The sequence below is a fragment of the Paraburkholderia nemoris genome (assembly GCF_905221015.1).
GTDB lineage: Bacteria > Pseudomonadota > Gammaproteobacteria > Burkholderiales > Burkholderiaceae > Paraburkholderia > Paraburkholderia nemoris.
This window is the reverse complement of the sequence record NZ_CAJNBO010000014.1, coordinates 26,986-51,999: the sequence shown is the minus strand read 5'-3', so window position 1 is coordinate 51,999 and position 25,014 is coordinate 26,986. Positions and strand designations below refer to the sequence as shown.

At 62.7% G+C, this 25,014-nt stretch carries 20 protein-coding genes and 1 pseudogene; 2 read left to right on the top strand and 19 right to left on the bottom strand.

Annotated features, from left to right (window positions below):
- Window positions 1-73: 73 nt before the first annotated feature.
- A complete protein-coding gene (locus tag KHO33_RS22065; protein ID WP_200567267.1) occupies window positions 74-1,120 on the top strand; it encodes an ABC transporter substrate-binding protein in 1,047 nt (348 codons plus the stop codon).
- Here the strand turns inward: KHO33_RS22065 and KHO33_RS22060 are convergent, their stop codons facing one another.
- The 19 genes from KHO33_RS22060 to KHO33_RS21970 form a co-directional block, all read right to left on the bottom strand.
- Complete coding sequence (locus tag KHO33_RS22060; protein WP_054040369.1) at window positions 1,121-1,420, bottom strand: hypothetical protein; 300 nt, start codon at window positions 1,418-1,420, stop codon at window positions 1,121-1,123.
- 59 nt (window positions 1,421-1,479) lie between these two features.
- Window positions 1,480-2,415 (bottom strand): 2-dehydropantoate 2-reductase, encoded by a 936-nt coding sequence (panE, locus tag KHO33_RS22055; RefSeq protein ID WP_200567268.1) that lies wholly within the window; start codon window positions 2,413-2,415, stop codon window positions 1,480-1,482.
- Between the two features lie 290 nt (window positions 2,416-2,705).
- Window positions 2,706-3,671, bottom strand: coding sequence for a nucleoside hydrolase (locus tag KHO33_RS22050; RefSeq protein ID WP_200567269.1), 966 nt, complete (start codon window positions 3,669-3,671; stop codon window positions 2,706-2,708).
- The gene (locus KHO33_RS22045; RefSeq protein ID WP_054040364.1) at window positions 3,668-4,057 is read right to left on the bottom strand and encodes a cytidine deaminase; all 390 of its coding nucleotides are present in this window, start codon (window positions 4,055-4,057) and stop codon (window positions 3,668-3,670) included. The genes KHO33_RS22050 and KHO33_RS22045 overlap by 4 nt, the downstream gene beginning before the upstream one ends.
- Before the next feature lie 20 nt (window positions 4,058-4,077).
- Entirely contained in the window at window positions 4,078-5,355 is a 1,278-nt protein-coding gene (locus KHO33_RS22040; RefSeq protein ID WP_200567270.1) for a NupC/NupG family nucleoside CNT transporter, read from the bottom strand.
- Between the two features lie 203 nt (window positions 5,356-5,558).
- Window positions 5,559-6,743: a thiolase family protein gene (locus KHO33_RS22035; RefSeq protein WP_200567271.1), complete on the bottom strand. Its 1,185-nt coding sequence runs from the start codon at window positions 6,741-6,743 to the stop codon at window positions 5,559-5,561.
- Window positions 6,744-6,791: 48 nt separating this feature from the next.
- Window positions 6,792-8,222, bottom strand: a complete 1,431-nt coding sequence (locus KHO33_RS22030; protein ID WP_200567272.1) for an efflux transporter outer membrane subunit — start codon at window positions 8,220-8,222, stop codon at window positions 6,792-6,794.
- A 10-nt stretch (window positions 8,223-8,232) separates the two neighbouring features.
- Complete coding sequence (locus tag KHO33_RS22025) at window positions 8,233-9,804, bottom strand: DHA2 family efflux MFS transporter permease subunit (protein WP_200567273.1); 1,572 nt, start codon at window positions 9,802-9,804, stop codon at window positions 8,233-8,235.
- 6 nt (window positions 9,805-9,810) lie between these two features.
- Window positions 9,811-10,899 carry an HlyD family secretion protein gene (locus KHO33_RS22020; RefSeq protein WP_200567274.1) on the bottom strand — a complete coding sequence of 363 codons (1,089 nt, stop codon included), beginning with the start codon at window positions 10,897-10,899 and terminating at the stop codon, window positions 9,811-9,813.
- Between the two features lie 87 nt (window positions 10,900-10,986).
- Window positions 10,987-11,409: a MarR family winged helix-turn-helix transcriptional regulator gene (locus KHO33_RS22015; protein ID WP_054040362.1), complete on the bottom strand. Its 423-nt coding sequence runs from the start codon at window positions 11,407-11,409 to the stop codon at window positions 10,987-10,989.
- Window positions 11,410-11,489: 80 nt separating this feature from the next.
- Window positions 11,490-11,912 (bottom strand): MarR family winged helix-turn-helix transcriptional regulator, encoded by a 423-nt coding sequence (locus tag KHO33_RS22010; RefSeq protein WP_054040360.1) that lies wholly within the window; start codon window positions 11,910-11,912, stop codon window positions 11,490-11,492.
- Between the two features lie 198 nt (window positions 11,913-12,110).
- Entirely contained in the window at window positions 12,111-13,115 is a 1,005-nt protein-coding gene (gene hutG, locus KHO33_RS22005) for a formimidoylglutamase (protein ID WP_200567275.1), read from the bottom strand.
- Window positions 13,112-13,888, bottom strand: coding sequence for an amino acid ABC transporter ATP-binding protein (locus KHO33_RS22000; protein ID WP_054040357.1), 777 nt, complete (start codon window positions 13,886-13,888; stop codon window positions 13,112-13,114). The genes hutG and KHO33_RS22000 overlap by 4 nt, the downstream gene beginning before the upstream one ends.
- Window positions 13,885-14,553, bottom strand: a complete 669-nt coding sequence (locus KHO33_RS21995; protein ID WP_175048863.1) for an amino acid ABC transporter permease — start codon at window positions 14,551-14,553, stop codon at window positions 13,885-13,887. Before KHO33_RS21995 ends, KHO33_RS22000 begins: the two co-directional genes overlap by 4 nt.
- Window positions 14,554-14,570: 17 nt before the next feature.
- Window positions 14,571-15,326, bottom strand: a complete 756-nt coding sequence (locus tag KHO33_RS21990; RefSeq protein ID WP_200567276.1) for a transporter substrate-binding domain-containing protein — start codon at window positions 15,324-15,326, stop codon at window positions 14,571-14,573.
- 82 nt (window positions 15,327-15,408) lie between these two features.
- Window positions 15,409-16,158, bottom strand: coding sequence for an IclR family transcriptional regulator (locus KHO33_RS21985; RefSeq protein WP_200567277.1), 750 nt, complete (start codon window positions 16,156-16,158; stop codon window positions 15,409-15,411).
- Window positions 16,159-16,385: 227 nt separating this feature from the next.
- Window positions 16,386-17,276: a transglutaminase family protein gene (locus KHO33_RS21980; protein ID WP_054040353.1), complete on the bottom strand. Its 891-nt coding sequence runs from the start codon at window positions 17,274-17,276 to the stop codon at window positions 16,386-16,388.
- Window positions 17,273-19,948, bottom strand: a complete 2,676-nt coding sequence (locus KHO33_RS21975) for a circularly permuted type 2 ATP-grasp protein (protein ID WP_200567278.1) — start codon at window positions 19,946-19,948, stop codon at window positions 17,273-17,275. Before KHO33_RS21975 ends, KHO33_RS21980 begins: the two co-directional genes overlap by 4 nt.
- A 46-nt stretch (window positions 19,949-19,994) precedes the next feature.
- Window positions 19,995-23,468 carry a transglutaminase family protein gene (locus KHO33_RS21970; protein ID WP_200567279.1) on the bottom strand — a complete coding sequence of 1,158 codons (3,474 nt, stop codon included), beginning with the start codon at window positions 23,466-23,468 and terminating at the stop codon, window positions 19,995-19,997.
- 323 nt (window positions 23,469-23,791) lie between these two features.
- Here KHO33_RS21970 and KHO33_RS21965 point away from each other — a divergent pair.
- Window positions 23,792-24,856, top strand: a pseudogene (locus tag KHO33_RS21965) (zinc-binding metallopeptidase family protein); the annotation flags it as partial.
- Between the last annotated feature and the right edge of the window lie 158 nt (window positions 24,857-25,014).

Sequence of the window (25,014 nt, the reverse complement as noted above, 5' to 3'; positions counted from 1 at the left end):
GCTTATTGCTTATCGCTTTGCTATCGCCCAGTCATCGCCTCGTTATCGTTTAATGAAACTCAGGAGCCCCACAATGAAACTGTTCAAGACGATCGCGGCGCTGGCCGCATTGTGCGCATTCGGTGCGGCCGCGCCGGCATGGTCGGAGACCAAGACCATTTACATCGGCATGAACGGCGGTCCGATGGAAAAGGCCTATACGAGCCAGGTCCTGCCCGACTTCGAGAAAGCCAACAACGTCAAAGTCGTCGTGGTGCCCGGCACCTCGTCGGACATTCTCGCCAAGCTGCTCGCCAACAAGGCCAATCCGCAGATCCACGTGGTGTTTCTCGACGACGGCGTGATGGCGCGCGCGGTCAGCATGGGCGTGTGCAAGAAGCTCGACGACGCGCCGGTACTCAAAGAGCTCTATCCGTTCGCGCGCATGAAGGACGACATGGGCGCGGGCGTGCAGCTCGGCATGACCGGTATCGCGTACAACAAGAAGCTGTTTGCTGAAAAAGGCTGGGCGCCGCCGACTTCATGGATGGACTTTGCCGATCCGAAGTACAAGGGCAAGGTGGTGTTCCAGTCCGCTTCGAGCAGCACCTTCGGCCTGCACGGCTTTCTGGCGATCAACCGTCTGATGGGCGGCAGCGAGCAGAACGTCGAGCCGGGCTTCACGAAATGGGCCACGACAGTTGGCCCGAACGTGGTGGAGTACGTGCCGAACTCAGCGAAGATTTCCGAAATGGTCCAGACCGGCGAAGCGGGCCTGTTCCCGTTGACGCCGACTGCCGTCAGCGATCTGCAGGACAAGGGCATTCCGGTCGGCTATGTGAGTCCGAAGGAAGGTCCGGTGTTGCTGCTGGTCGATCTGTGCGTGGTCAACAACAACCCGGATCCGCAATTGGCGCAGAAACTCGCGCAGTTCCTGCTGTCCGCGCCGGCTCAGACCAAAGCCGCCGAGGCGGGCAAACAGATTCCGACCAATCGTCTCGCGAAGATGACACCGCCGATGCAGCAAAGCCTGGGTAACGTCGACGATCTGGTGAAGAAGGTGACCGTGGTGGATTGGGACACGATCAATGCGCACCGCGCGCAGTGGGATACGCGCTGGAACAGGCAGATCGAGCGTTAATCAAAAGATCACCGAAATCGCCACGCCCAGCCAGATTGACAGCACGCCGACAAGGAACATGTGCCGCGCAACCCGGATGCGGACGTCGCTGTTTTCCGGTTCAACGGGGCTCGTCGCCATCCAAGGCACGAGCCCGAGGCAGCCGAAGCCGATCATCGCAAACACGAAGACGAAAACGTCGGACACGTGCCATTTCGTTTGATCGTACAAGCCCCAGTAGCCGAGAAAGACGATGCCGATCGAGAAGATCGTCGCCGAAGCGGCACTGAGCGCGGGTACGGATCCGGTTGGACTCGGCATGCTTCACCTCCGAAACGTTAGGCTGCTGTTGCCGTCTCCGTCGCCCGCGTTCCCGTCATTCAGGATGTACGGGCCTGCCTTGCTTCATACGTCTTCAGATGACTATAGGCGATACGCAGCAACGATAGGCCGTGCTCGCCCTTCTGCGCATCGCCGCCGCGCGAGATCAGATCGCCAAGAATGTGATCCGCCTCGGTATGCGAGTGATTTTCGACGTCGCGCAACATCGAAGCTGTTAGCGGCGAAGGCGTGAAGAGCGTTTGGGTAGCCCGGGCATCGAAGTCCGCGCCCATCGTAAAGCTGTTGTGCTCCGCGACGCCACGGCACTCGCCGAGCAGGTTTTCGATGATGCGCTTGCCGTCCGGCGCAGCCAGAATATCGCCGACCGAACCGCGCATCAAGCACGTACTGGCCGCGAGTGTGGCCAGGAACACCCACTTTTCCCACATGCGCAGCAGGATGTTGTCGCTGACCACCGCATCGAAATTCGCGTCGGCCATCGCATCCGCAATCGCCTCCACGCGCTCGGACGTGCCGCCGTCCAGTTCACCGAATGTGATCGCGTGCGTTTCGTTCAGATGCATGATGTGCTGCTCGGGGCTGAGCGTCGCCGCAATCACGCATTGACCGCCCAGTACGCGTGACGCACCGAACTTTTCCTTGAGCACATCGATATGGCGCATGCCGTTGAGCATCGGCAGAATCAGCGTGGATTCGCCGACCAGCGGTGCAAACGAATCGATCGCGTCGTCGAGGCTGTAGGCTTTGCAACTGAGGAGCACCAGATCGAACGGCTCCGCGGCGACACCGGCGAGTATCGTCTTGACGTCGCGCAAGGCGAGATTGCCGCGCGCGCTGTTGATGACCAGACCGTCACGTGCAAGCTTTTCCGCGCGGCCAGGACGCACGAGGAAGGTCACGTCCTGTCCCGCCGCTGCGAGACGTCCGCCGAAGTAGCCGCCCACGGCGCCCGCCCCTACTACTAGAATTCGCATCTTTTGCCTCTTGATAGATTTGGGTCACGCGCGCCGGGTCGGTATGCCAAGGCCTCGAAGACCGCCTGCGCAGCACGTCTGCAGAAATGTAGCAAAGATTGACGATATGCATCGGCCACAATGACGGGCCGGTTTGCTGCATTGCACAGCGGCCTCGCCGTTTCCGCTTTATTCCTTACGTCAGATCAATCGCCGCGCCGCCGGCCGCCCGCTACGCGCCGGCTTGCGCAAAGAGCGGCACTGAAAAAGGCGACTCGCTTAGCAAACGGCGGCGGCGTCACACGATCCCCCTACAGCGTGCCGCAAATGGTGCGCTCGTAAAGCGCGAGCATCCCGGGCACATCCACGTTCAGGCAGACTGTACTGTCCGGCCGGCTGTCCCAGTCCGGCGCGGGCACCGGCATCGTAGAAGGCTTCTGGATGGTTTGGCCCACAGCAATACCCTCCGTCAGCACCCGTACGGGACCACTGCGAGTCGTATAAAGATGCGGCGCCAGCACATAAGTGACCGCCGACGAGTCGTGAACGTAAATGCCTTCAAGTTGCGCGCTCTGCTCATGAAAGGCTTCGTAGTGCCGCGACACGTCCCATACGAACTGTCCTGCCGCGCCGCCGCGCTCACGCAGCGACGCCAGATAATCCTGGCTCATGATGGTGCGCTGCGTGACGTCGAGTCCGACGATCGCAACTGGCCACGATGCGCCGAACACGATATCGGCGGCATCGGGGTCGCCGAGGATGTTCGCTTCGGCGGCCGGCGTCACGTTGCCGAGCACGCCGTCCGTGCCGAACGCACCGCCCATGATGACCACCTGTTTGACGAGCGGCGCGATCTGCGGATCGTCGGCCAGCGCCAATGCCAGGTTCGTGAGCGGGCCCACCGCGATCAACGTGACTTCGCCGGGATGGGCACGCACCGTGTCGATGATGAAACGGTGCGCGGGACGTACATCGAGCGCTGCTTCAACACCGGCTTCGATCGCGATGTTGCCAAGCCCGTTGTCGCCGTGAATCCATGCGAGCGGTTCGGGTGCCGCACGCTTGAGCGGTGCAGCGGCGCCCTGCGCAACCGGCACGCCCGGCGCGAACCGTCCAGCCAGGAACCGCGCATTGCGCGTAGTGGTTTCAATCGTGGCGTTGCCGAATACACTCGTCAGACCCAGCAATTCGATGTCCGGATGCAGCGCCTGAAAAACGAGCGCCATCGCATCGTCCACACCAGGATCGGTGTCGTAGATAACCTTGTGCTTGCTCATAGATAAAACGCGTCCGGCAATTGTTCACGCGCGGTGGTGTCGCGAGTGGCGCCATGCAGATTGCCGAGCCTGATCGGCAATTCGGGGCCGCCCAGTTCGATGATCACCTGGCGGCACGCGCCGCACGGTGCGATCGGTCCATCCGTATCGCCAATCACCGCAAGCGCGGCGAACTGGTCGCGCTGATAGCCCGCGGCAATCGCGCTGAAAAACGCCGTACGTTCAGCACAATTGCACAATCCGTACGAGGCATTCTCGACATTGCAGCCGTCGAATACGGTGCCGTCCTTGGTCAGGAGCGCAGCGCCGACCTTGAACTTCGAATAAGGCGCATAGGCTTTTTCTCGCGCGACGCCCGCGCGCTCCAGCAGTTGTTCCATGTTCATTCAACGATCCTCAATTCGATTCAATTCAGCGTCAGGAACATGCCCGCAATCGTGGCGCTCATCAGGTTCGAGAGCGTCGCGGCGAGCACGACACGCAGGCCGTAGCGCGCGACTTCGGCGCGGCGTTCCGGCGCGACGGCGCTAAAGCCGCCCGTCAGCACCGCGATCGACGCAAAGTTGGCGAAGCCGCACAACGCAAACGACAGAATAGCAAGGGTTCGCGGATCGAGCGCCTGCAGGCCGGCCGCGCTCACGCTGGCGGCGTCTTTCAGGTACGGCGACAGCGACGCATACGCGACGAATTCATTGAGAATGATCTTCTGGCCGAGGAAATTGCCGGCGATTGCGGCTTCGCTCCACGGCACACCGATCAGATACGCGAGCGGTGCGAACACCGTGCCGAGCACCGATTGCATCGACAGTTGCGGATGGCCGAACCAGCCGCCTATGCCACCCACAATGCCGTTGAGCAACGCGATCAGGCTGACGAACGCGATCAGCATCGCGCCGACCATTACGGCGATTTTCAGACCTACAGTCGCACCGGAACTCGCGGCTTCGATCACATTCGCGGGACGCTTTTCGTCGAAGCTGAGGTCCTCGAGATGCACGCGGCTCGGCTCGGTAGTCGGGTGAATGATCTTGGCAAACAGCAAGCCGCCGGGCACCGCCATGAACGACGCGGCCAGCAGATATTCAACCCGCACGCCAAGGCCCGCATAACCCGCCAGCACCGAACCGGCAACCGCCGCCATGCCGCTCGACATCACCGCGAACAGTTCGGCGCCGGTCATATCGCGCGTGAACGGTTTGACCACCGCAGGCATTTCGCTTTGCCCGAGGAAGATTGTGGTAACGGCCGAGAACGATTCGAGCTTCGATACGCCGAGCAGCTTCTGGAATATCGTGCCGAGCACAATCACGATCCAGCGCATCACGCCGAGGTAGTACAGCACGGAAATGAGTGCAGTCACGAAGATGATGGCCGGCAGCACCCGCACGGCGAAAACAAAACCGCCATCGCCGAAGACCTGGAACATCTTCGCTTGCACGAGGCCGCCGAACAGGAACTCGATGCCCGCGTTGCCATAGCCGAGTACGTGATTGACGCCGGACGCGGCGGCGGCGAGCACCGTCTTGCCGACCGGCACGAAGAGAATGAAAGCGCCAATCCCGACCTGCGCAAGCAGCGCCGCAATTACAGTCCGTAAGCGGATGGCGCGCCGGTTGGTTGAAAAGACGAAAGCGATGAGTAGCAGTACGGCAATACCGAGGATGTTTCGAGCGATCAGAGCCATGTCTCTTGGTGTTCTTGTGAAAGTGGCAATGATGCTAAACGAAACTGATGCTGGAGAAAAAACTTTCAGCATCGCGCGACGACTGTTTGCTGCGCGGCGCTGCGCGATTGATGCACGTTGCATCTAAACGGCATCAAAATGACTGCGACGCGATCGCAGTTCATGACACCGCCATCGCGTCACCGCCTCCGCAGCCGCTGACCTCAGATCACTTCCAACGCCAGCGCAATCCCCTGCCCGCCACCGATGCACAACGTGACGATGCCGCGTTTCAGGCCGTCGCGGCGCATCGAATGCAGCAGGCGCGTCGTCAATACCGCACCAGTCGCTCCGATCGGGTGACCATGCGCGATCGCGCCGCCCTGCACATTGATCAGTTCATCCGCGATACCAAGTCTGCGTGCTACGGCGATCGGCACGGCTGCGAAGGCTTCATTGATCTCGAAGCGTTCAACATCATTGAGTTGCCAACCCGCGCGAGCCAGGGCCATTTGCACAGCCGGCACCGGACCGAGACCGAACATGCCCGGCTCGACGGCCGCGACGCCAAACGCAACCAGCCGCGCAAACGGTTCGATGCCGCGCGCCTCAGCGAACCCGCGATCAGCGACCAGCATAGCTGCCGCGCCGCTGTTCAGGCCCGGCGCGTTGCCCGCGGTAATCGTGCCGTCCGGCCGGAATGCCGGACGCAGTTTGGCGAGCGTTTCGACGGTGGTATCCGGGCGCGGCTGTTCATCGCTCGCAAAATGCTGCGGGCCTTTGCGCCCCGGAATTTCCACGGCGACCAGTTCAGCGTCGAAATCGCCGCGCGCCTGCGCTGCGGCGAAACGCTGTTGCGAACGCGCGGCCCAACGGTCCTGCGTTTCGCGCGTGAGGTCGAACTGCGTGACGAGGTCTTCGGTATGCCAACCGGAATGCTCGCCGGAAAACGCGTCGTTCAGGCCGTCGCGCAGCAGGCTGTCGTGGATTTGCGCGTTGCCCATCCGGTAGCCCCAGCGGCCGCCGTCGAGCAGATACGGTGCGCGGTCCATGTTTTCCATACCACCGGCCACGGCGGCATCGCCGAGACCAAGCCAGATTTCCTGGGCCGCGGATGCGATCGCCTGCGCGCCCGAGCCACATACACGATTGACCGTCAACGCAGGCACTGCAACCGGCACGCCGCCGCCAATCGACGCCTGACGCGCCGGATTCATCCGGTTGCCGGCCTGAATCACGTTGCCCAGCACCACCGAGGCCAACGCGGCCGGATCGAGGCCGCTGCGCCGCAGCGTTTCACGCACGGCGACCGCGCCGAGTTCGGTTGCGGGTACTTCTTTCAACGATCCGCCGAATGCGCCGATCGGCGTTCTCACCGGATTGCAGATCACTACTTCTCGCGTACTCATCCTTCATCTCCAGTTGGACTACAACTTTCACCGCCCCATCCACGCACATCAATTCGCCGATGCGGCCGTGACCGTTTCGGGGACATCCCAGCCACCGCCGAGCGAGCGGTACAGTGCGACGGCTGCGAGCGCGTGCTCGCGTTTGGCCTGATTCAACGATTCCGCATCGCGCAGATATGCCTCTTGCGCGGTGAGCACATCGAGGAAGTCCGTCGCGCCGCCCTTGTAAAGCTCACTCGACAGACGCAGCGCGTGGTTCGACGCATCGAGCGCGCCGCCCAGGCGTTGCACCTGCACCGCGCCGCTCACCAGGTCGCTGCGGTTGTCCTCGATTTCCTTGAGCGCTTGCAGCATGGTTTGCTGCAAGCCGAGTTGCGACTCACGCATCCGGCTTTCGCTCGCATCGATATTTGCGGTGATGCGGCCGGCGTTGAAGATCGGACTCGTTGCGTTCAGAGCGGCGCTGAAGAGGTTATCGGTCAGCGTCGGCAAGCCGAGATACGACGAGGCCAGCAGACCGTCGGCGAGATTGAGCCTGAACTGCGGATAGCGCTGCGCTTTTGACACGCCCACTTCCGCCGCGCGCTGTTCGACCGTGGCGTAGGCATTGCGCACGTCCGGGCGCTGCAACAGCGCTTCCGACGGCAGCATCTGCGGCACGCTTTGCGCGGGCACTGGAATATCGCGTGCATTGGCAAGCAGCAAGCCGTCGACGCTCTCCGGCGTGCGCCCCGAATACACCGCGATCAGGCTCAGTTGATGCTGCACGGCCGACTGGATGCGCGGGATCTGTGCCTGCAAATCTTCCAACTGATTCTGCGCACGCGCGACGTCGAGTTGCGTCGACAGTCCGAAATGCAAACGTTCCTGCGTGAGTTTCAGGGCGCGGGCGCGGATCTGTTCGTTGTCGCTGAGAATCTGCAATTGCGATTGCGCCCAGCGCAGATCGATATACGCCGCGGCTGTGTTCGCTGCGAGTGCCAGGCGCAGTTGATTCAAGGCCGCCTGCCGACCCGACACTTGCGCCTCGGCTGCGAGAACGGCGAGACGTTCGCCGCCGAAAACGTCCGGCGTCCAGCTCGCCGTCACGCCGACGCCGGCCTGACGCACATAGCCGAGCGGTGGCGGCGTGTTCTGGCGGGAGTCGGATGCAGTCGCGCTAGCGTTCAACTCCGGCAGCAAGGCCGCGCGATTTTGCTTCGCTAGATCCTGCGCCTGCTTGACGCGTTCCACCGCAGCCTGCACGTCGAGATTGCCCGTCAGCACCGATTCCACCAGCTGATGCATGACCGGATCACCGAATTGCGCCCACCACGTGTTGGCGCTGATGCTGTCTTGAGGCGCATCGACATTCCACGCGGTCGGGGCAACGGTCTGAACCGTATGCTGCAGGTCCGCATGCGTTTCAGGCTGCACCACGCAAGCCGCTAGTGTCAGCAGCGCCGCGCTCGCGAGTACTTTCATAACGATTGGTTTCATGCTGAGTTCCTCAATGAGCATCGGGCGGTGGCGCGGAATTGCCAAATGGGCGCGAGAACAGCACGCTCAGCAAGCCCACGACGAAACAGAGCGACAGCGCAAAGAACGTGTCGGAGAACGTGAGCACGAGCGCTTCGCGCATCAGCAGCGAATGCAACGCCCCGAGGCCCGCATTGGCCGCGTTCAGCGCATCGCCGCCGACTGCGGCGAAGTGCGCGCTTTGCTGCTGCAAGACCGACTCGATCACCGGACGGCCCGCGCTCAAATGTTCGTCAAGCCGCTCGTAGTGGAGATTCAAACGATCGTTGAGCATGGTGCTGCTCACGGCAATGCCAATCGCGCCGCCGAGATTGCGCATCAGGTTGAAGAGCCCGCTGGCGGATCGAAGCCTCGACATCGGCAATGAACCAAGCGCCATCGTGACGATGGGCGGAATGCAGAATTGCTGGCCAATGCCGCGCAACGCCTGCGGGATCAGCAATTCCTGCCAACCCCACTGATTGGTCAGCGGCACATACAGATAACAGCCGACGCCGAACAGCACCAGCCCGAACACCAGCAACACGCGCATATCGATGAAACGCGCGACTATCGAATACGCGACCATCGCGACCAGTTGAAAACATCCCACGGACAGCAACGCCACGCCGATCTGCAACGAATCGAAGCCGCGCACGCGCGACAGGAACACCGGTGTGAGGAACACCGCGCAGAAAATCCCGATCCCCGTGATGAAGGACAGCAGACTGCCAATGCCGAAGTTGCGGATCGCCAGCGCGCGCAAATCGACGATCGGCTCTTTTGCGGTGAACGCATGCACGATGAACAGGAATCCGCAGATCGCCGCGATCCAGGCACACGTCACGATCACGTCGTCGCCGAACCAGTTCTTGCGTGGCCCTTCCTCCAGGACGTATTCAAGGCAACCGAGAAATCCGGACATCAACAGGATGCCGAGATAGTCGCCCTTTTTCAGCAGTGAGAGATCGACGTTGTCGAAGTGCACGTACTTCGGCACCAACAGCGTGACGGCGAGACCCGGCACGAGGTTCAGATAGAACAGCCAGTGCCACGACCATTGCGATGTGATCCAGCCGCCGATCACCGGGCCGATCGTCGGTGCGAGCGTGGCGAGCGCGCTGATGGTGGTAGACGCAATCAGGCGCTGCTTGCCTGGGAAAAGCACGAATGCCGTCGTGAACACCGTCGGAATCATCGCGGCGCCGAGCGCGCCCTGCAAACCGCGAAACAGGATCATCGAGTTGATGTCCCATGCAAGGCCGCACAACATACTGGTGACCGTAAAGCCCAGCGCGGAAAACGCGAACACCCAGCGCGTCGAGAACACACGCGTGAGCCAACCGGACATCGGGATCACGAGAATCTCCGCGATCAGATACGCGGTCTGCACCCACGAGAGCTCATCCTGACTCGCGGACAAGCCGCCGCCGATATCCTTGAGCGAAGACGCCACGATCTGGATATCGAGCGTCGCCATGAAAAAACCGAGGCACATCAGCACGAACGCGAACACCTTGGTGCGCGTCGGCAGGTCGGCGGGATTGGCAAGAACCTGAGTCATGATCGTTTAACCGTGAGCTGCGTCGAGGTGCACTTTCACCGTCGCCGACAGGCCCGGGCGCAGCACGCCCTCCATGTCCTTCGGCACCTCGAGACGCACGCGAACCGGCACGCGCTGCACGATCTTCGTAAAGTTGCCGGTCGCGTTTTCCGCCGGCAGCACGCTGAAGGTCGCGCCGGTCGCAGGAGCTAGACTCTCAACCACACCGTGAATCCGTTTGCTCGACGCATCCAGATCGACGTCGACACCATCGCCAACGTGCATCTTCTTCAACTGGTCTTCCTTGAAGTTGGCGTCGATCCACAGTCCGCTCGACGGCACTACGGTCAGCAGCGACACGCCGACGTTCGCCAGCAAGCCGACACGCGCGGTGCGATTGCCGACGTAACCGTCGATCGGCGAGCGGATCGTGGTGTACTCCACATTCAATGCCGCGACCCGTTGCGCCGCCTGCGCGGTGGCGATGCGCGCCTCGGCGTCACCGATCTGCGCGTCGAGCACAGCGATCTGCCGTTGCGCCGCGATCAAGGCCGCGCTGCTGCGGTCGACCGCGGCATGCGCCTTGGTCAGATCGGCGTCCGCGCGTTCCACGACCTGGTTCGATACCGCATCGTCCTTCACCAGTTCGCGATAGCGCGTCTGATCGGCAGTGCTGCGCGTCAACTCGGCGCCGGACGCGCGAACTTCGGCGGCCTGCTCGTTGATGGTGGCAAGCTGCAGGGACTTCTTCGCCTGCAACTCGGTGACCGCCGCCTGCGCACTCTCCACCTCGGCACTGGCCTGCGCGAGACGGGCGTCGTAATCGCGTGCATCGAGCCGGATCAGCACCTGATTCGCATGGACGAACTGGTTGTCGCGCACCAGCACGTCCGTGACGAAGCCGTTCACTTTCGGCGACATCACGGTCACATCACCACCGACGTAGGCATCGTCCGTCGTTTCGACAAAACGGCCGACGAAGAACCAGTACGACGCCGCCAGCGCCAACACCGCGAGCACGGTGATGACCGCAAGCAGCATCCACGGAATGCGCCGTGCCGGTTTGGCGGCGTTCGCCGCGCTGGGCGGAGCAATAGTCGAGGGTGTAGTGGACATGATGGCTGTATGTGTGTATGCACTCGTTAAGCTTAAAAAAAAGCGCGTTACGCTGCGCCGGCTTGACCCGCTTCACGCGGGGCAGATTCAAACGGGGTCTTTTGTAATGGCGAACAACTCCGTACGCAATGCCGCCGCGCGCTGCTCGCCGAAGCGATCTTCGAATTCGGCTTGTGCCGCATACCAATGCTTGCGCCCGGCTTGCAAACGTTCCTCGCCGGCGGCCGTCAGTGCAATCGACAACGCTCGTACGTCCACCCCAAGCGTCTCGCTCGAGACCAGCCCGTTACGCCGCAGCGGCTGGATCGTGCGGACCAGCGTGGTGCGCTGCATGCGCATGGCTTCGGCCAGTTGTTTCATGGTCATCGGACCCACGCGCTTCAAGCGCCCCATCAGCGAAAACTGCGTGATGGTCAAGCCGACATTCTCCAGGTGACGATCGTAGATCTGCGACACATAGCGTGCGGCCTGGCGGATCGCAAAGCAGTCGTCGTCGAAAAGCCCGTCCATCGCTACGCTTCCTTTTCGTGAGTGCGTATGCACATAATCAGGCGTAAAAAAGCTCGTCGAAACGAGCTCATACGCTTTGTTTATCCGGTGATGCCGAAGAGCTCGGAGCGCAGCGCCTTGGCACGTGCGTGGCCGAATTTTTCCTCGAATTCGTCCTGCGCGGCACGCCATGCGATTGCCGCCTGATCGAAGGTTGTTTCGCCCTTCTCCGTGAGACTGAACAGAAACGTGCGGCCGTCATGCTCCGCCGATTCGGCGACCACCAGCCCGTCACGCTGCAACGGTTTCATGGCGCGGACCAGCGTGGTGCGCTCCATGACCATGGCGTCTGCGAGGTCCACCATCGGCAGGTTCGGCGTGCGCGCGAGCTTGGCGAGAATCGTGAACTGCGCAGCCGTCAACCCTACTTCGCCGAGATGGCGTTCGTAGATTTGCGTGACGTGCCGGGCCGCCTGGCGCAGCGCGAAACAGTTGCATTCGTCGTAAGAGAGAGGACGGGTCATGTTGCGGAGTGTATATGTGCATACGCACTATGTCAAGATCACATTCGCTCAGAACGTACCTCGGAGGGCTCGACAGGCCGGTTTGCGGTCTGCTGCTGAAAGGGACGAATCAGCCAGGCATGACCTACGATCCGGCGAACCATGGCGGCAAAGTGCATCCGTTCCTGTCGATTGGGGCGTTGGTGGAGCGAGGGAGCGCTAAAGCAACCGATACGCCAACCTAGCCGCTGCCCTCGCCGTGCGCTTGTCCTGATCGAGCGACGGGTTGTACTCCGCGATATCCGCCGCGCGCAGCTTGCCGGACGCACGCACGCTCTGCACCATCGCTTCGACTACCGACAAGGGCACACCCAATGCGGCAGGCGCCGATACACCCGGCGCGGTGGCGGCCGGGAGCACGTCGAGATCGATGGTCAGATAGACGTCGTCCGCTGAATCCAGCAATTGCCGGAGGTCGTCCAGACGTTGCGGCAATTGCGGTTCCTGCATGTCGACGTCGAGCACGTAGCGCACGCCGAGTTCCTCGGCGTGCGCAAACAGCGCAGCGGTGTTGCCCAGATCGCTAATGCCGAAGCAGGCGTAGTTGAACGGCACGCCCCGCTCGGCGCAGTCGTTCGCGATCTGATCGAACGGCGTGCCTGAATTGGCTGGCCGCTTCTGACGCAGATCGAAGTGGGCGTCGAAGTTGATGATGAGTAGCTTGCGGGTTGCGGCTGCCGCGATCTCAGCTCGAGCCTCAACTACGCAATCCTGATGCAAGCGCAAACCGCCATACGTCCCCCACGCAACCTCGTGACCGCCGCCGAACACCAACGGCCGCCCGCCGCTCGCGAGCACGTCGCTCACCACATTCGCGAGTTCCGCCTGCGCGCCTTCGAGGTCGCCGTCGTCGCACACCACATCTCCCGCGTCGGCGAGCGTCGCCATCGACGTTTTCGCCGGCAGACCGGCCAGCACACGGCGCAATTCCTTAGGCGCATGCGCCGCGCCAACACGTCCCTGATTGCGCCGCACACCTTCGTCAGAACCAAAGCCGACGATCACCGTCGCATCGCTTTCAGCGAACGGCGCGGCGCGTAAAACATCCTCACGCTGCCGCGCGCCGCCGAACGGCACCACCTGATTGAAAATGCGCCGGGTGTCGCCCGGCTCACCCTCATCGGAACGGCCGCTCCACACCTTGTCGTCGAATGGAACTCTCATGCGCGCGACAACACCGCCTGCAGGAAGGCCCGCGTGCGCGGCTGCGACGGCGCCGAGAAAATTTCAGCAGGGGGTCCCGCCTCGACGATCACGCCGCCGTCCATCACCACCACCACGTCGGCGACTTCCTTCGCGAAACCCATTTCGTGCGTGACGACCACCATCGTCATGCCTTCGCTCGCGAGCAGCTTCATCACTTGCAGCACTTCACCGACCAGTTCGGGATCGAGCGCGGAGGTCGGCTCGTCGAACAACATCACGCGTGGTTGCATCGCCAACGCGCGAGCAATGGCAACGCGCTGCTTCTGACCACCCGACAGGCTCGCCGGCATCACATGCGCCTTGTGAGCCAGACCGACTTTCTCCAGCAACGCGGTTGCAGCCGCTTCGGCTTCGGCCTTGCTGGCGCCACGCAACATCCGCGGACCGACCGTGATGTTATGCAGCACCGACAGATGCGGAAACAGATTGAACGACTGAAACACCATGCCCACTTCGGTGCGCAGCGCATTCAGCGAGCGCTCCTTGAGCATCGCCCCATGATCCACCAGCCGATGCCCGCAGATATCGATCGTGCCGCCTTCGGCCTGTTCAAGCCCGTTGCAGCACCGCAGGAACGTACTCTTGCCCGAGCCGCTCGGCCCGATCACGACCACCACCTGCTGCGGCTGAATGTCGAAGTCGATGCCGTTGAGCACGGTATGCGAACCGAACGATTTGGTCAGCCCACGAATGCTGACGATAGGTTCATCTACTTTGGCCACGGTATTCATTGCACCATCCCTCCTGCACGCAAGCGGCGCTCCACACGATGCAGCGCGTAATTCGTCACCTGCGTCAACACCAGATACACCAGCGCGATGGCCAGATACACTTCGAGCGAACGGTACGACACGCTGATGATCTTCTGGCCTTCATGCATCAGATCGTCGATCGTCAGCAGCGACACCAGCGCCGAATTCTTGATCAACGCGATGAACTCGTTGCCGAGCGGCGGGATCATCCGCACGATCGCCTGCGGCAGAATGATTGCGCGCATGGCCTGACCGGACGACATGCCGATCGAACGTGCCGCTTCCATTTGCCCGCGATCCACCGACTGAATCGCACCGCGCACGATCTCCGACACATAGGCCGCCGAATACAGGCCAAGCCCCAGCATCCCGCACACGAAAGCCGGCAACAGAATGCCGAATTGCGGCAAGCCGAAGAACAGCAGGAAAAGTTGCACGAGCAACGGCGTGCCGCGGAAAAACGTGAGGTACGCCGTACAGAAGGCGTACACGATGCGCCGCTTCGGCGTGAGCCGGCCGATACCGATCAGCAGGCCCAGCACACAGCTCAGCGCGAGCGCGGCGGCGGTCACTTCGACCGTCACCAGCGCGCCATGCATGATGTCCGGCCAGCCGGCAATCACCGGCGAAAAATCGAGTTCCATTGTGTCTGCTCAGCCGGTTATTGCGCGGTGGCGCCGAACCACTTCTTGACGATCGCCGCATACGTGCCGTCGGCCTTGATCTTCGCCAGCGCTGTGTTGAATGCGGCCTTCAGTTGCGGTTCGTCTTTGCGCACGGCGATACCGTAGGCTTCGGTCGTCAGCGGCTTCTCGAGCACGCGGAAACCGCCGCGCGTCTTCACCAGCTGATAGGCGGCCGGCTTGCCGGTCACGGCCGCGTCAGCACGGCCAATACCCACCAGGTCGAACATTTCCTGATTCTTTTCGACTTCGACGCGGTTGATCTGCGGGAAGTTGTCGCGCAGGAAGTTGACTGACTTCGTGCCCACCTGGACCGAGACTTTCTTGCCGTTCAGGTCAGCCACTGACTTGATCGGCGAATCGCTTTTCACCAACGCGACAAGGCCGCCCGCGTAGTACGAATCGGTGAAGTCGACCACTTTCGCACGCTCGTCGGTGATGTAGATGCCGGAGATCGCCGCGTCGAAACGATGCGCGATCAAGCCCGGAATCAGGCCTTTAAAGTCGATATCCGTCCATTGCACGCGCTTGCCCATGGCTTTCGCGAGCGCATTCATCATGTCGACGTCGAAGCCGACGCGCGCGCCGTTTTCGGTATATTCCATCGGCGGGAAGGTCGCGTCCGTGGCGACGTTCAGCACGTCCGGCGTCTGTGCGGATGCCGCGCCGGAAAAGCCGGCGAACGTCACCGCAAACGTGACGCATGCGAGGGACAACAGTCGATTCAGTTTCATGGGAGGGCTCCTTGTGGTTCGTTCGGTTCGTTCAGTTCGTTCGGTATCCAGATCGAATACGGCCGCGAGCGGCCCTGCCCGATCAATCGGTTTGCATATGCTCGGAAATAGCGCGGGCCGTACGTAGCGTCCCGTCGATGAATTGGCTTTCGCGGCCGATGGCGCGCGTGGACGGCGCCATCAGCGTGATCGACGCGCTGCTTCCGGCGCCGCGTCCGCTGCGATGAAATATCGGGGCGCTCACGCCCCACACGCCCGGATCGACTTCGCTTTCGCTGACAGCGTAGCCCTGAGCGCGAATCTGTTCGAGTTCGGCTTCGATCGCGGCACGGCCGGCGGGGTCGTTGTCGAACAGGTTGTCGAGCACTTCGGTGCGCGCCTTGTCGGCCATGAACGCCAGCAGCGATTTCGCAGAGGCGCCGGCTTTCAGCGGCACCGCGCGGCCTTTTTCGAACGAGCAGCGCAACGAGTGCTGGCTGTCGACCATTTCAAGGCACATCACCTGATGCTTGACCGCGACCACCAACCCGATGCTTTCCTGCGACGCTCGCGCCAGTTGCTGCATCTCCGCACGGCTCGCTTCGACGAGCAGCGAATTCACATCGAAGCCGAGCGCGAGTTGCAGGCTGATCGGACCCGGCGCGTAATGGCCCGCGTTTTCAGCGACGAAACCCCAGCGCTTGAGCAGCGCGATTTGCCGGTACAGCGTGCTTTGCGCGAGACCGGTGACGGCGAGCAGATCCTTGACCGACATGGCCTTGCCATGACTGGCGAGTGCCGCCAGTACCAGCAGCACCCGTTCAGCCCCTGTCACACCCTGTTCCGCGTTCACGATGAAAACTACCCACAATGAATAACGGAATCAGAATGCCAGAACATTCTCGGATTTCAAAAAATGGATTCCCGACAAATGGGAATGAGGAGAGAGGGTTTTCCCCGAAAGCGGGATAAAGAACGTGCCGCAACGGATGCGCGGCACGCGTCGAACAGATTCGCCTGACCAGAATGTGGTTTGCTGAAGGGGTAAAGCAGGTAAAAGCGGCCGATAAAAGCAGAAGCTTAGAGCGCGAGCACCGTCACGCCCACTTCAACCCGGTGCGCCCCGCCCCCAAGAATCATCCCGCGCAGCAAGGACACGTCGCTGTAATCGCGCCCAATTGCGAGCGTCACGTGATCCATGTCGGCGAGCACATCATTGGTGGGGTCGAGATCGATCCAGCCACTCTGCGGGCAATAAACGGACACCCACGCATGCGAGGCATCCGCGCCGATCAACCGCGGCTGCCCAGGCGGCGGATCGTTGCGCAGATAACCGCTCACGTAGCGCGCCGGCAAACCTAGCGAGCGCAAACAGCCGATCATCACCTGCGCGAAGTCCTGGCATACCCCGCTCTTCAATTCGAAGGCACGCTCGGCGGGCGTGTCGAACATCGTCGCCGAAGGTTTGTACGCGAAGTCTTTGTGAATCCGGTGCATCAGATCGATCGCACCCGCCACGATCGGCATGCCGGGAGGAAAGCTCGGCAGCGCATAAGCGCGCAACGACGGCCGCGGCACGATGTTCGGCGATGCAAAGCAGAACTCCACCTCAGGCCGGAACTCGCCGCCGACCCAGAAACGCAACTCATCCGCCACGTCTTCCCATTCGGGCGTTTCCTCGGGATCGAGGTCGGTCCAACGCGGCATAAGCGCGACGGTGGTTTCGCTGACGAGTTGCAGGCGCTCGTGCGGCGCATCCAGCGCGAAGTACAGGACGTCGTTGCCGAATGCGTCGATACGGCTCGTCTGATACGACGGCTCCGGTTCGATCTTTTCGCTGTGCGAGACCACGCGCTGCCACGCGCAGGCGATCGGGCGGATCGTCGCGAGATGCTGGGCGGTCTCCACATACGTGGAGTAATGGTAGGTCGTGCGATGCGAGACGGACAACACGGTCGGCGCGATCTTCATGACCAGACCTGCGAAGCCACCGTACTGGCATGACTGAAATAGCGCGCACTGATCTCATGCGCCGCCGCGCCGACATAGCCGCCAATCTGATCGCACACCGCAATCAGGTCGGCGTATGAATCGTCTTCGTCGATGGCGCACAGCGATTCGAGCGCCGGCAGGGAAGCGGCGGGCGGCATCAATTCCGCAAACGGACGATGCCGCATGCTGCCCGCAGCCACGGCAATCTCGTCGAGCTTCTTGCGCAGACGCTCATAAACGCCATAGACGCCGCGCGGATTAGTGGGCTCGATCACCAGCAGATCGAGCAAGGCGGGCACTTCGAAACGGCCCGGATACAGCGAGCGATAGGTCAGCGTGCTGTCGAACAATTGCAGCAACAGATCGAACCCGGCCGGTGTCGAGAGCTGGCCATTGTCGGCGACCACCCGCAAAAACGACGTCATCGCCGACACGCGCTCGATGTGCCGCCCGACGAATAGCAGACGCCACGCTTCGTCGCGTGTCATGCGGTCGCCTTGCGCGCCGCTGATCGCCGATAGCTGCACCGACAAACGTTCAAGCGCGTTCATCAGCGTCACGCGGTCATAACGATCGTAGCGTTCGCTGCGCTCAGCGCGACCGTTGCCGTTCGCGCCGGCCTGCGATGAACCACTGCCGCTACTACCGTTACCACCACCATTGCCATTCAACCCCGCAGCCGGCATCAACGTCTGCAATGCATCGCGGAAGTCGTTGCGCGCCGCGAGAATCGTGCGCCAGTGGTCGTTCGACAAACGCCCACGCACTTCGCCGTTCGAACGTGCTTGCCACGCGAGGTTCTGGCCAATGCTCGTGGGGCCGGTGCTCTCACTCAGATTCGCGACCAATGCGCGCTCGAACACTTGCGGCGAGTTCGGCGCAAACATGTCGCCGGACTGCACGAGACCGCAATGCATGGCGAGCTCGACCAGTGTGGGGAACATTGCGTCGGCGTCGTTGCCTTCCAGCGAGCCGAGAATCAGGCGCAACAGCCGCACGTTATTTTCCGCGCGTTCGCCATAACGTCCGGCCCAGAACAGGTTTTCCGCCGCACGGCTCGACACGGTGCGATGCTTGCGCGCGAGGTCAGCGGGTTGCATCGGCGAAGGCAGCAGCGTGAAGGTGGACGTCGGCTGGCTCGACAGCACCCACGTGTCGACGCTACTGCCGCCGTACTGCATCGACACCGTTGCCTGGCGCTCGGCGGCCATCCGCGTGAAGCCGCCTGGCATCACATGCCAACCACCGTTGACATCGGCAATCGCATAGACGCGCAGCACCGACGGACGGCGGCCAATGGTGCCGTCCTCGTAACGCGGCGTGCAGGAAAAGCGCTGCGCCTGCTGGATCGTATAGGCGTCCGGCATCGCTTCGATGCGTTCACGCCACGTCGACAGCCGCTGCCTGCCCTGTTCGATCCCGGGTGGCGCATCGCGTGCCGCGACCGGCCACGTCGGCACGATGAACGCTTCGTCCAGACGCCCGAATGCGTGGACGCGCGCCGCCTTTTCGCCGCACCACCAGGTGGCCACGCTCGGCAGCACGAGGTCTTCGTCGAGTAAAACTTCGGCGATACCTGGCAAAAATCCGTGCAAGGCAGGCGATTCGACAAAGCCCGAACCCGGCACGTTCGACACGATCACATTGCCCGCGCGCATCACCTGCAACAGGCCGGGCACGCCGATGCTCGAATCCGCGCGCAGTTCGACCGGATCGCAGAAAGCATCGTCCAGACGGCGCAACACGACGTGCACGCGTTCGAGACCGGCGAGCGTCTTCAGATACAGCATGTCGTCACGCACGGTCAGGTCTTTGCCTTCAACCAGCGTGACGCCGAGATAGCGCGCGAGAAACACGTGCTCGAAGTAGGTTTCGCTAAACGGACCAGGCGTGAGCAACGCGATATGCGGTAAACCATCGGCACCCGAACTGTCGTGCTGCATCGTGGCCTGAGCGGCCTGCGCAAGCGTCGCGATCAGTTGCGAATAGGTCGGCGCGAGACGGCTCACGCGCATCGCGCGGAACGGTTCGGCGAACAGCGTCGACACGATCAGCCGGTTTTCCAGCGCATAACCCAGCCCGGATGGCGCCTCGGTGCGATGCGCCATGACGGTCCAGTTACCGGCAGGCGTACGCGCCAGATCGACGGCGACCACCTGCAGATATTGGCCGCCAGGCGGTGTGAAGCCCTTCACGGAACGCAGATAACCTGGATGCCCAAACACCAGCGCAGGCGGCAACTGCCCGCGCTCGAGCAAGGTCTGCGGCCCATAAATATCGGCGACGATGGCATTGAGCAGATGCGCGCGCTGCGTCACGCCACGCTCGATATGCGCCCACTCGGCCTCGCTGATCAGGAACGGCAGCAGGTCGAGCGCCCACGGCCGCGGCTCGCCGTTATCCGCGTAGACGTTGTAGCTGATGTCGTTGTCGCGGATCTGCTGCGCGATCGACGCGCGGTGATCTTCCAATCGCGCGATGCCGTCTTCGCCAAGCCGCTCGAAAAATTGCCGCCACGGCTCGCGCAATGCGCCCGAGGCATCGCGTAACTCGTCCCAATGTCCTTCATAGGCCGGCAACAGCCGCAATAAGGACGAAGCGTCCGCGCGCGCCGCGGACGCTTCGAAGGGAAAAGTCGATTGAAAGGCCAAGGTCGTGTCGTTCTTAAAAGTATGCTGCCGCTTTCAGTCTACCAGGTTACCAGTAGCGCAGGTCCAACGTAAACGGAAACTCGAGGCTGCGCTGCGGTTCACCGACCGTGAGCGGCCCCGGCGTATGACCGGATGCGAAGAAGCGTGCGCGCCGCCGGCTTTCGGCCTCGTAGGCGTTGACCGGGAAGGTCTGATAGTTGCGCCCGCCCGGATGTGCGACATGATACTGGCATCCGCCGACCGAGCGGCCAGTCCATGTGTCGACCAGGTCGAAGGTGAGCGGCGCATCCACGCCGATGGTCGGATGCAGCGCCGACGGTTGCGCCCAGGCGCGAAAGCGCACGCCGGCCACATATTCGCTGACACGGCCCGTCGGCTGAAGCGGCACCGGCACACCGTTGACCGTCACCACATGACGGTTGTCGTTCAAACCGAGCGCGCGCACTTCGAGCCTTTCCACCGACGAATCCACATAGCGCACCGTGCCGCCCGGCGAGCCCTCCTCGCCCATCACGTGCCACGGTTCGAGCGCGTTGCGGATCGTCAGCGAGACGCCGTTCACCGTGGTCGCGCCGACCAGCGGGAAGCGGAATTCGAAGTGCGGCGCGAACCAGCTGCTCTCGAAGGCGAAGCCCGCCTGGTTGAGTTCGCCGAGTACGTCGTCGAAGTCCATCTTCGCGAAGGTGCCGAGCAGGAAGCGGTCATGCAGTTCCGTGCCCCAGCGCGTGAGCCGCTGCGTGTACGGCGTGTGCCAGAAGCGCGCCACCAGCGCGCGCAGCAGCAACTGCTGGACGAGACTCATGCGTGCATGCGGCGGCATTTCGAAGCCGCGCAACTCGAGCAGGCCAAGGCGGCCAGTCGGACCATCGGGCGAATAGAGTTTGTCGATGCAGAACTCGGCGCGGTGCGTGTTGCCCGTCACGTCGATCAGAATGTTACGCAACGAGCGGTCGATCATCCACGCCGGCAGGTTCGCGCTGTCGCGGCCGCCGAGCAGATCGATCTGCCGCTGCAACTCGCGGAACGCCACCTCCAACTCGTACACCTGGTCGTTGCGTGCTTCGTCGACACGCGGCGCCTGGCTCGTCGGCCCGATAAAGAGCCCGGAAAACAGATACGACAGCGACGGATGGTTGTGCCAATACGCGATCAGGCTGGCCAGCAGATCAGGACGGCGCAGGAACGGACTATCGGCAGGCGTCGCGCCCCCGAGCACGAAGTGATTGCCGCCGCCGGTCCCCGTGTGCCGGCCGTCGGTCATGAACTTCTCGCTGCTCAGATAGCTCTCGGCCGCGGACTGATACAGGTACTCCGTGTTGTCGACCAGTTGCTCCCAGCTCGAAGCCGGATGAATGTTCACCTCGATCACACCCGGGTCCGGCGTCACCTGCAGGACCTTCAGGCGCGCATCGCGCGGCGGCGGATAGCCTTCGAGCACCACCTGCATCTGCAATTCGGCGGCCGTTGCTTCGATCGCCGCGAGCAGGTCGAGATAATCGTCGAGTTCGGTGAGCGGCGGCATGAACACATGCAGCAGCGAGCGGCCGCTGCCGAACGCTTCGGTTTCCGCCTTCGGACCGGCGGCACGTTTCGGATCGCGGGCTTCGACGCAGATCGCCGTACGCAACGTTTCCTTCGACGACTGCCCGCGCTCCGGCGGCCGCTGGTCGCCTGACTGCGGCGCAAAGGCCAGCACGCCGCTGCCCGCCATGCCGCTCAACAAATCCGCCGCTGACGACGACAACGCTGCCGCACGCCGCGCATCGGCGACGCTCAAGGTGCGCTGTTCGCCGTCGTATTGCATGCGCAATTGCGCGGCCGGGCGCAACGGCACCGGCGGTGCAAACGGATCGTGCGCGTGCTGATACGGATAGTCGGTCTTCGACACCCACGGCAGCGAATCGAGCGGCAAGCGATAACCCATCGGCGAATCGCCGGGGATCAGGAACATGCGTTGGTCGCGGAAGAACCAGCGGCCGCTCACCCACTTCGGCGGCTCGTTCGGCACGTCGCGTTCGCGTGCGAGCGGCAGGACAAAACCGGTCGTGCCGCCAAGGCCCGCATCGAACACGCGCCGCAGGCGCACACGCTCCAGCTCGTCGTCGAGACGCGCGTCGAGCGGATCGACGTTGACCGGCAGACGGCGCTCGCGCCACAGGTAGTACCAGACGTCTTCGAAGCCGGGCTGGATGCAGTCCGTGTCGAGCGCTAGCTTGGTCGCCAGATGAGCGAGGAAACGCTGGGCGTCGGCGGCCGTGTAGGTGCCCGGCTCGCGTTCGTCGGCGAACAGCGTGGGGTCTTGCCAGCACGGCTCGCCGTCGGCGCGCCAGTAGAGCGACATGGCCCAGCGCGGCAACTGCTCGCCCGGATACCACTTGCCCTGGCCGATATGCAGGAAGCCGTTTGCGCCGTAGCGCGAGCGCAGCTTGTCCATCAGCGCGACCGCGTAGCCGCGTTTGGTGGGGCCGAGGGCGTCGGTGTTCCATTCGGCCGCGTCGCGATCGCGCACCGACACGAAGGTCGGCTCGCCGCCCATCGTCAGGCGCACGTCCATTTCGGTCAGGCGCTGGTCGACCTGCTCGCCCATTTTAAGGACGTCGTTCCACACTTCCTCGGTGAAGGGCTTGGTGACGCGCGGCGTCTCCAGGACCCGTTCGATCGACATGGTGTGCTCGAACTCGACTTCGGATTCGTCGACCGCGCCGGAGATCGGTGCCGCGCTGCCGGGTTCGGGCGTGCAGGCGACCGGAATATGGCCCTCGCCAGCGAGCAGGCCGGAGGTCGGGTCGAGACCGATCCAACCCGCGCCCGGCAGGTAGACCTCGCACCATGCGTGCAGATCGGTGAAGTCGATTTCGGTGCCGCTTGGGCCGTCGATGGATTTGACGTCGGGCGCGAGTTGCAGCAGATAGCCGGAGACAAAGCGCGCCGCCAGCCCAAGTTGCCGCAACGTTTCGACCAGCAGCCAGCCCGAATCACGGCAGGAACCCGCGGCGCTCACCAGCGTTTCCTCGGGCGTCTGCACGCCGGGTTCCATGCGGATCAGGTAGCGGATCTCGCGTTGCAGCCGCTGATTCAGTGCGACGAGGAAGTCGGCGGTCACCATCGGCGCGCGGTCGATACTCGCGACAAACTCGGCGAAGCGCGGCGTCATCGGCCGCTTGACGAGGTACGGGGCAAGCTCCAGCGCGAGGCCGGGCGCATACTCGAACGGAAACCGTTCCGCCGACGGTTCGAGAAAGAAGTCGAACGGGTTGTAGACCGCCATCTCGGCGACCAGATCCACGGTCACCTTGAATTCGCGGGTCTTCTCGGGGAAGACGAGGCGCGCCTGATAGTTGGCAAACGCGTCCTGCTGCCAGTTGATGAAGTGTTCAGCCGGTTCGACCCGCATCGAATAAGACAGAATGGGGGTCCGGCAATGCGGCGCAGGCCTGAGACGCACGACCTGGGGCGACAGCGCAACCAGCCTGTCGTAGCGGTAATGTGTGACATGATTCAACGCGACGCGTATGGACACACCGGACTCCTGGACAAGGGATGGCAGCCCGCCAAAAAGCAAGCTTCATGCCGTTTATAGAACAAGCGCGAAAAACCGCGTGAACTGCCTGTACCGCCCGGATTGCCGCCTGCTGCAAAGTTTGCCGCATCTGTGGACCGTCCGGTCGATCGATCAGCGCGCCTTTCCACTACCTTTTCGGCGATCGCGCACCAAAGCGGCGCAGCGCCGATGCACGATCATGCACGTAATGTGCGTTAAACCAGTGACGTCTGGCAAATGCGGCATGAAGATTGCGCGTTGGCTTCGCTCCACGACTGCTCCCTACCACCCAGGCCCGATCGATGAAAACCTTCCACTGCAATCGCTGCTTGCACCTTGTGTTCTATGAAAACGTTCGTTGCGAACGGTGCGAGGCATTGCTCGGATATGTGCCTGAACTGGCCGAAATCAGCGCCTTCGAAGACGCCGGTGAAGGCCGCTGGCGCAGTCTGCATCCGCGTGGCGAGGGTGCATTGTTCCGGCAATGCCACAACTACGCGGTCGAAAATGTCTGCAATTGGATGATCCCCGCCGACTCGCCCGACACACTGTGCCGCGCCTGCCAGCTCACGCGCACGATTCCGAATCTGAGCGCGCCGGACAACCGGCTCTACTGGTACCGGCTGGAAATGGCGAAGCGGCGTCTGCTGTACACGCTGGCCGCGCTCGGCCTCGACGTGCCTTCGCGCAAGGACGATCCCGAATCCGGCCTGGCATTCGAATTCCTCGAGGACGGCGGCGACGGCGAGCGCGTCATGACCGGCCACGACAACGGCCTGATCACGCTGAACATCGCCGAAGCCGAGGACGCCTACCGCGAAAAGGTGCGCAGCGCGATGGGTGAGCCCTACCGCACGCTGCTCGGGCATTTCCGCCATGAGACGGGTCACTACTACTTCAGCCAGCTGGTCGAGAACGACCCGCGCTGGCTCGAGCCCTACCGCAAGCTGTTCGGCGACGAGCGTGCCGATTACGGCGAAGCGCTGACGGCCTACTACCGCGACGGCGCGCCGAAAGACTGGCAGGGCTCGTTTATCAGCGCCTATGCGACGATGCATCCCTGGGAAGATTGGGCCGAGACGTGGGCGCATTACCTGCTGATCGTCGACGTGCTGGATACGTCGACCTCGTACGGCCTCGCCTTGTTGCCCGACGACCCGAGCGAGCCGACGCTGACCGACCGCACGCCCGTCGAAGACGCGAGCTTCGAGAATCTGATGAAACGCTGGTTTCCGCTCACGTATGCGTTGAACAGCCTGAACCGCAGTCTCGGCATGCCCGACGGGTATCCGTTCACGCTGGCCTCGCCGGTGGTGGATAAGCTGCGCTTCGTGCATCGGGTGATTGCGGCAGCCGGCGATAAAACGCAACCGCGTGAAGCGGCGAAGCCGGCGGGTAACGCCGCTACGGGGCAGGCGCCTTTAAAGACGGCACAGGCTGGCGCGTTGCAAGCGGAAGCGGCGCAACCGGTCGCGCAACCGGCGCCACTGTCTGCGCCGCAACCCGCCGCTCAACCTCTTATGTC

Bases quoted from the DNA above. Each gene is read 5' to 3' on its own strand.
- KHO33_RS22065 (WP_200567267.1), top strand. From the start codon at position 74: ATGAAACTGTTCAAGACGATCGCGGCGCTGGCCGCATTGTGCGCATTC.
- KHO33_RS22060 (WP_054040369.1), bottom strand. From the start codon at position 1,420: ATGCCGAGTCCAACCGGATCCGTACCCGCGCTCAGTGCCGCTTCGGCG.
- panE (WP_200567268.1), bottom strand. From the start codon at position 2,415: ATGCGAATTCTAGTAGTAGGGGCGGGCGCCGTGGGCGGCTACTTCGGC.
- KHO33_RS22050 (WP_200567269.1), bottom strand. From the start codon at position 3,671: ATGAGCAAGCACAAGGTTATCTACGACACCGATCCTGGTGTGGACGAT.
- KHO33_RS22045 (WP_054040364.1), bottom strand. From the start codon at position 4,057: ATGAACATGGAACAACTGCTGGAGCGCGCGGGCGTCGCGCGAGAAAAA.
- KHO33_RS22040 (WP_200567270.1), bottom strand. From the start codon at position 5,355: ATGGCTCTGATCGCTCGAAACATCCTCGGTATTGCCGTACTGCTACTC.
- KHO33_RS22035 (WP_200567271.1), bottom strand. From the start codon at position 6,743: ATGAGTACGCGAGAAGTAGTGATCTGCAATCCGGTGAGAACGCCGATC.
- KHO33_RS22030 (WP_200567272.1), bottom strand. From the start codon at position 8,222: ATGAAACCAATCGTTATGAAAGTACTCGCGAGCGCGGCGCTGCTGACA.
- KHO33_RS22025 (WP_200567273.1), bottom strand. From the start codon at position 9,804: ATGACTCAGGTTCTTGCCAATCCCGCCGACCTGCCGACGCGCACCAAG.
- KHO33_RS22020 (WP_200567274.1), bottom strand. From the start codon at position 10,899: ATGTCCACTACACCCTCGACTATTGCTCCGCCCAGCGCGGCGAACGCC.
- KHO33_RS22015 (WP_054040362.1), bottom strand. From the start codon at position 11,409: ATGGACGGGCTTTTCGACGACGACTGCTTTGCGATCCGCCAGGCCGCA.
- KHO33_RS22010 (WP_054040360.1), bottom strand. From the start codon at position 11,912: ATGACCCGTCCTCTCTCTTACGACGAATGCAACTGTTTCGCGCTGCGC.
- hutG (WP_200567275.1), bottom strand. From the start codon at position 13,115: ATGAGAGTTCCATTCGACGACAAGGTGTGGAGCGGCCGTTCCGATGAG.
- KHO33_RS22000 (WP_054040357.1), bottom strand. From the start codon at position 13,888: ATGAATACCGTGGCCAAAGTAGATGAACCTATCGTCAGCATTCGTGGG.
- KHO33_RS21995 (WP_175048863.1), bottom strand. From the start codon at position 14,553: ATGGAACTCGATTTTTCGCCGGTGATTGCCGGCTGGCCGGACATCATG.
- KHO33_RS21990 (WP_200567276.1), bottom strand. From the start codon at position 15,326: ATGAAACTGAATCGACTGTTGTCCCTCGCATGCGTCACGTTTGCGGTG.
- KHO33_RS21980 (WP_054040353.1), bottom strand. From the start codon at position 17,276: ATGAAGATCGCGCCGACCGTGTTGTCCGTCTCGCATCGCACGACCTAC.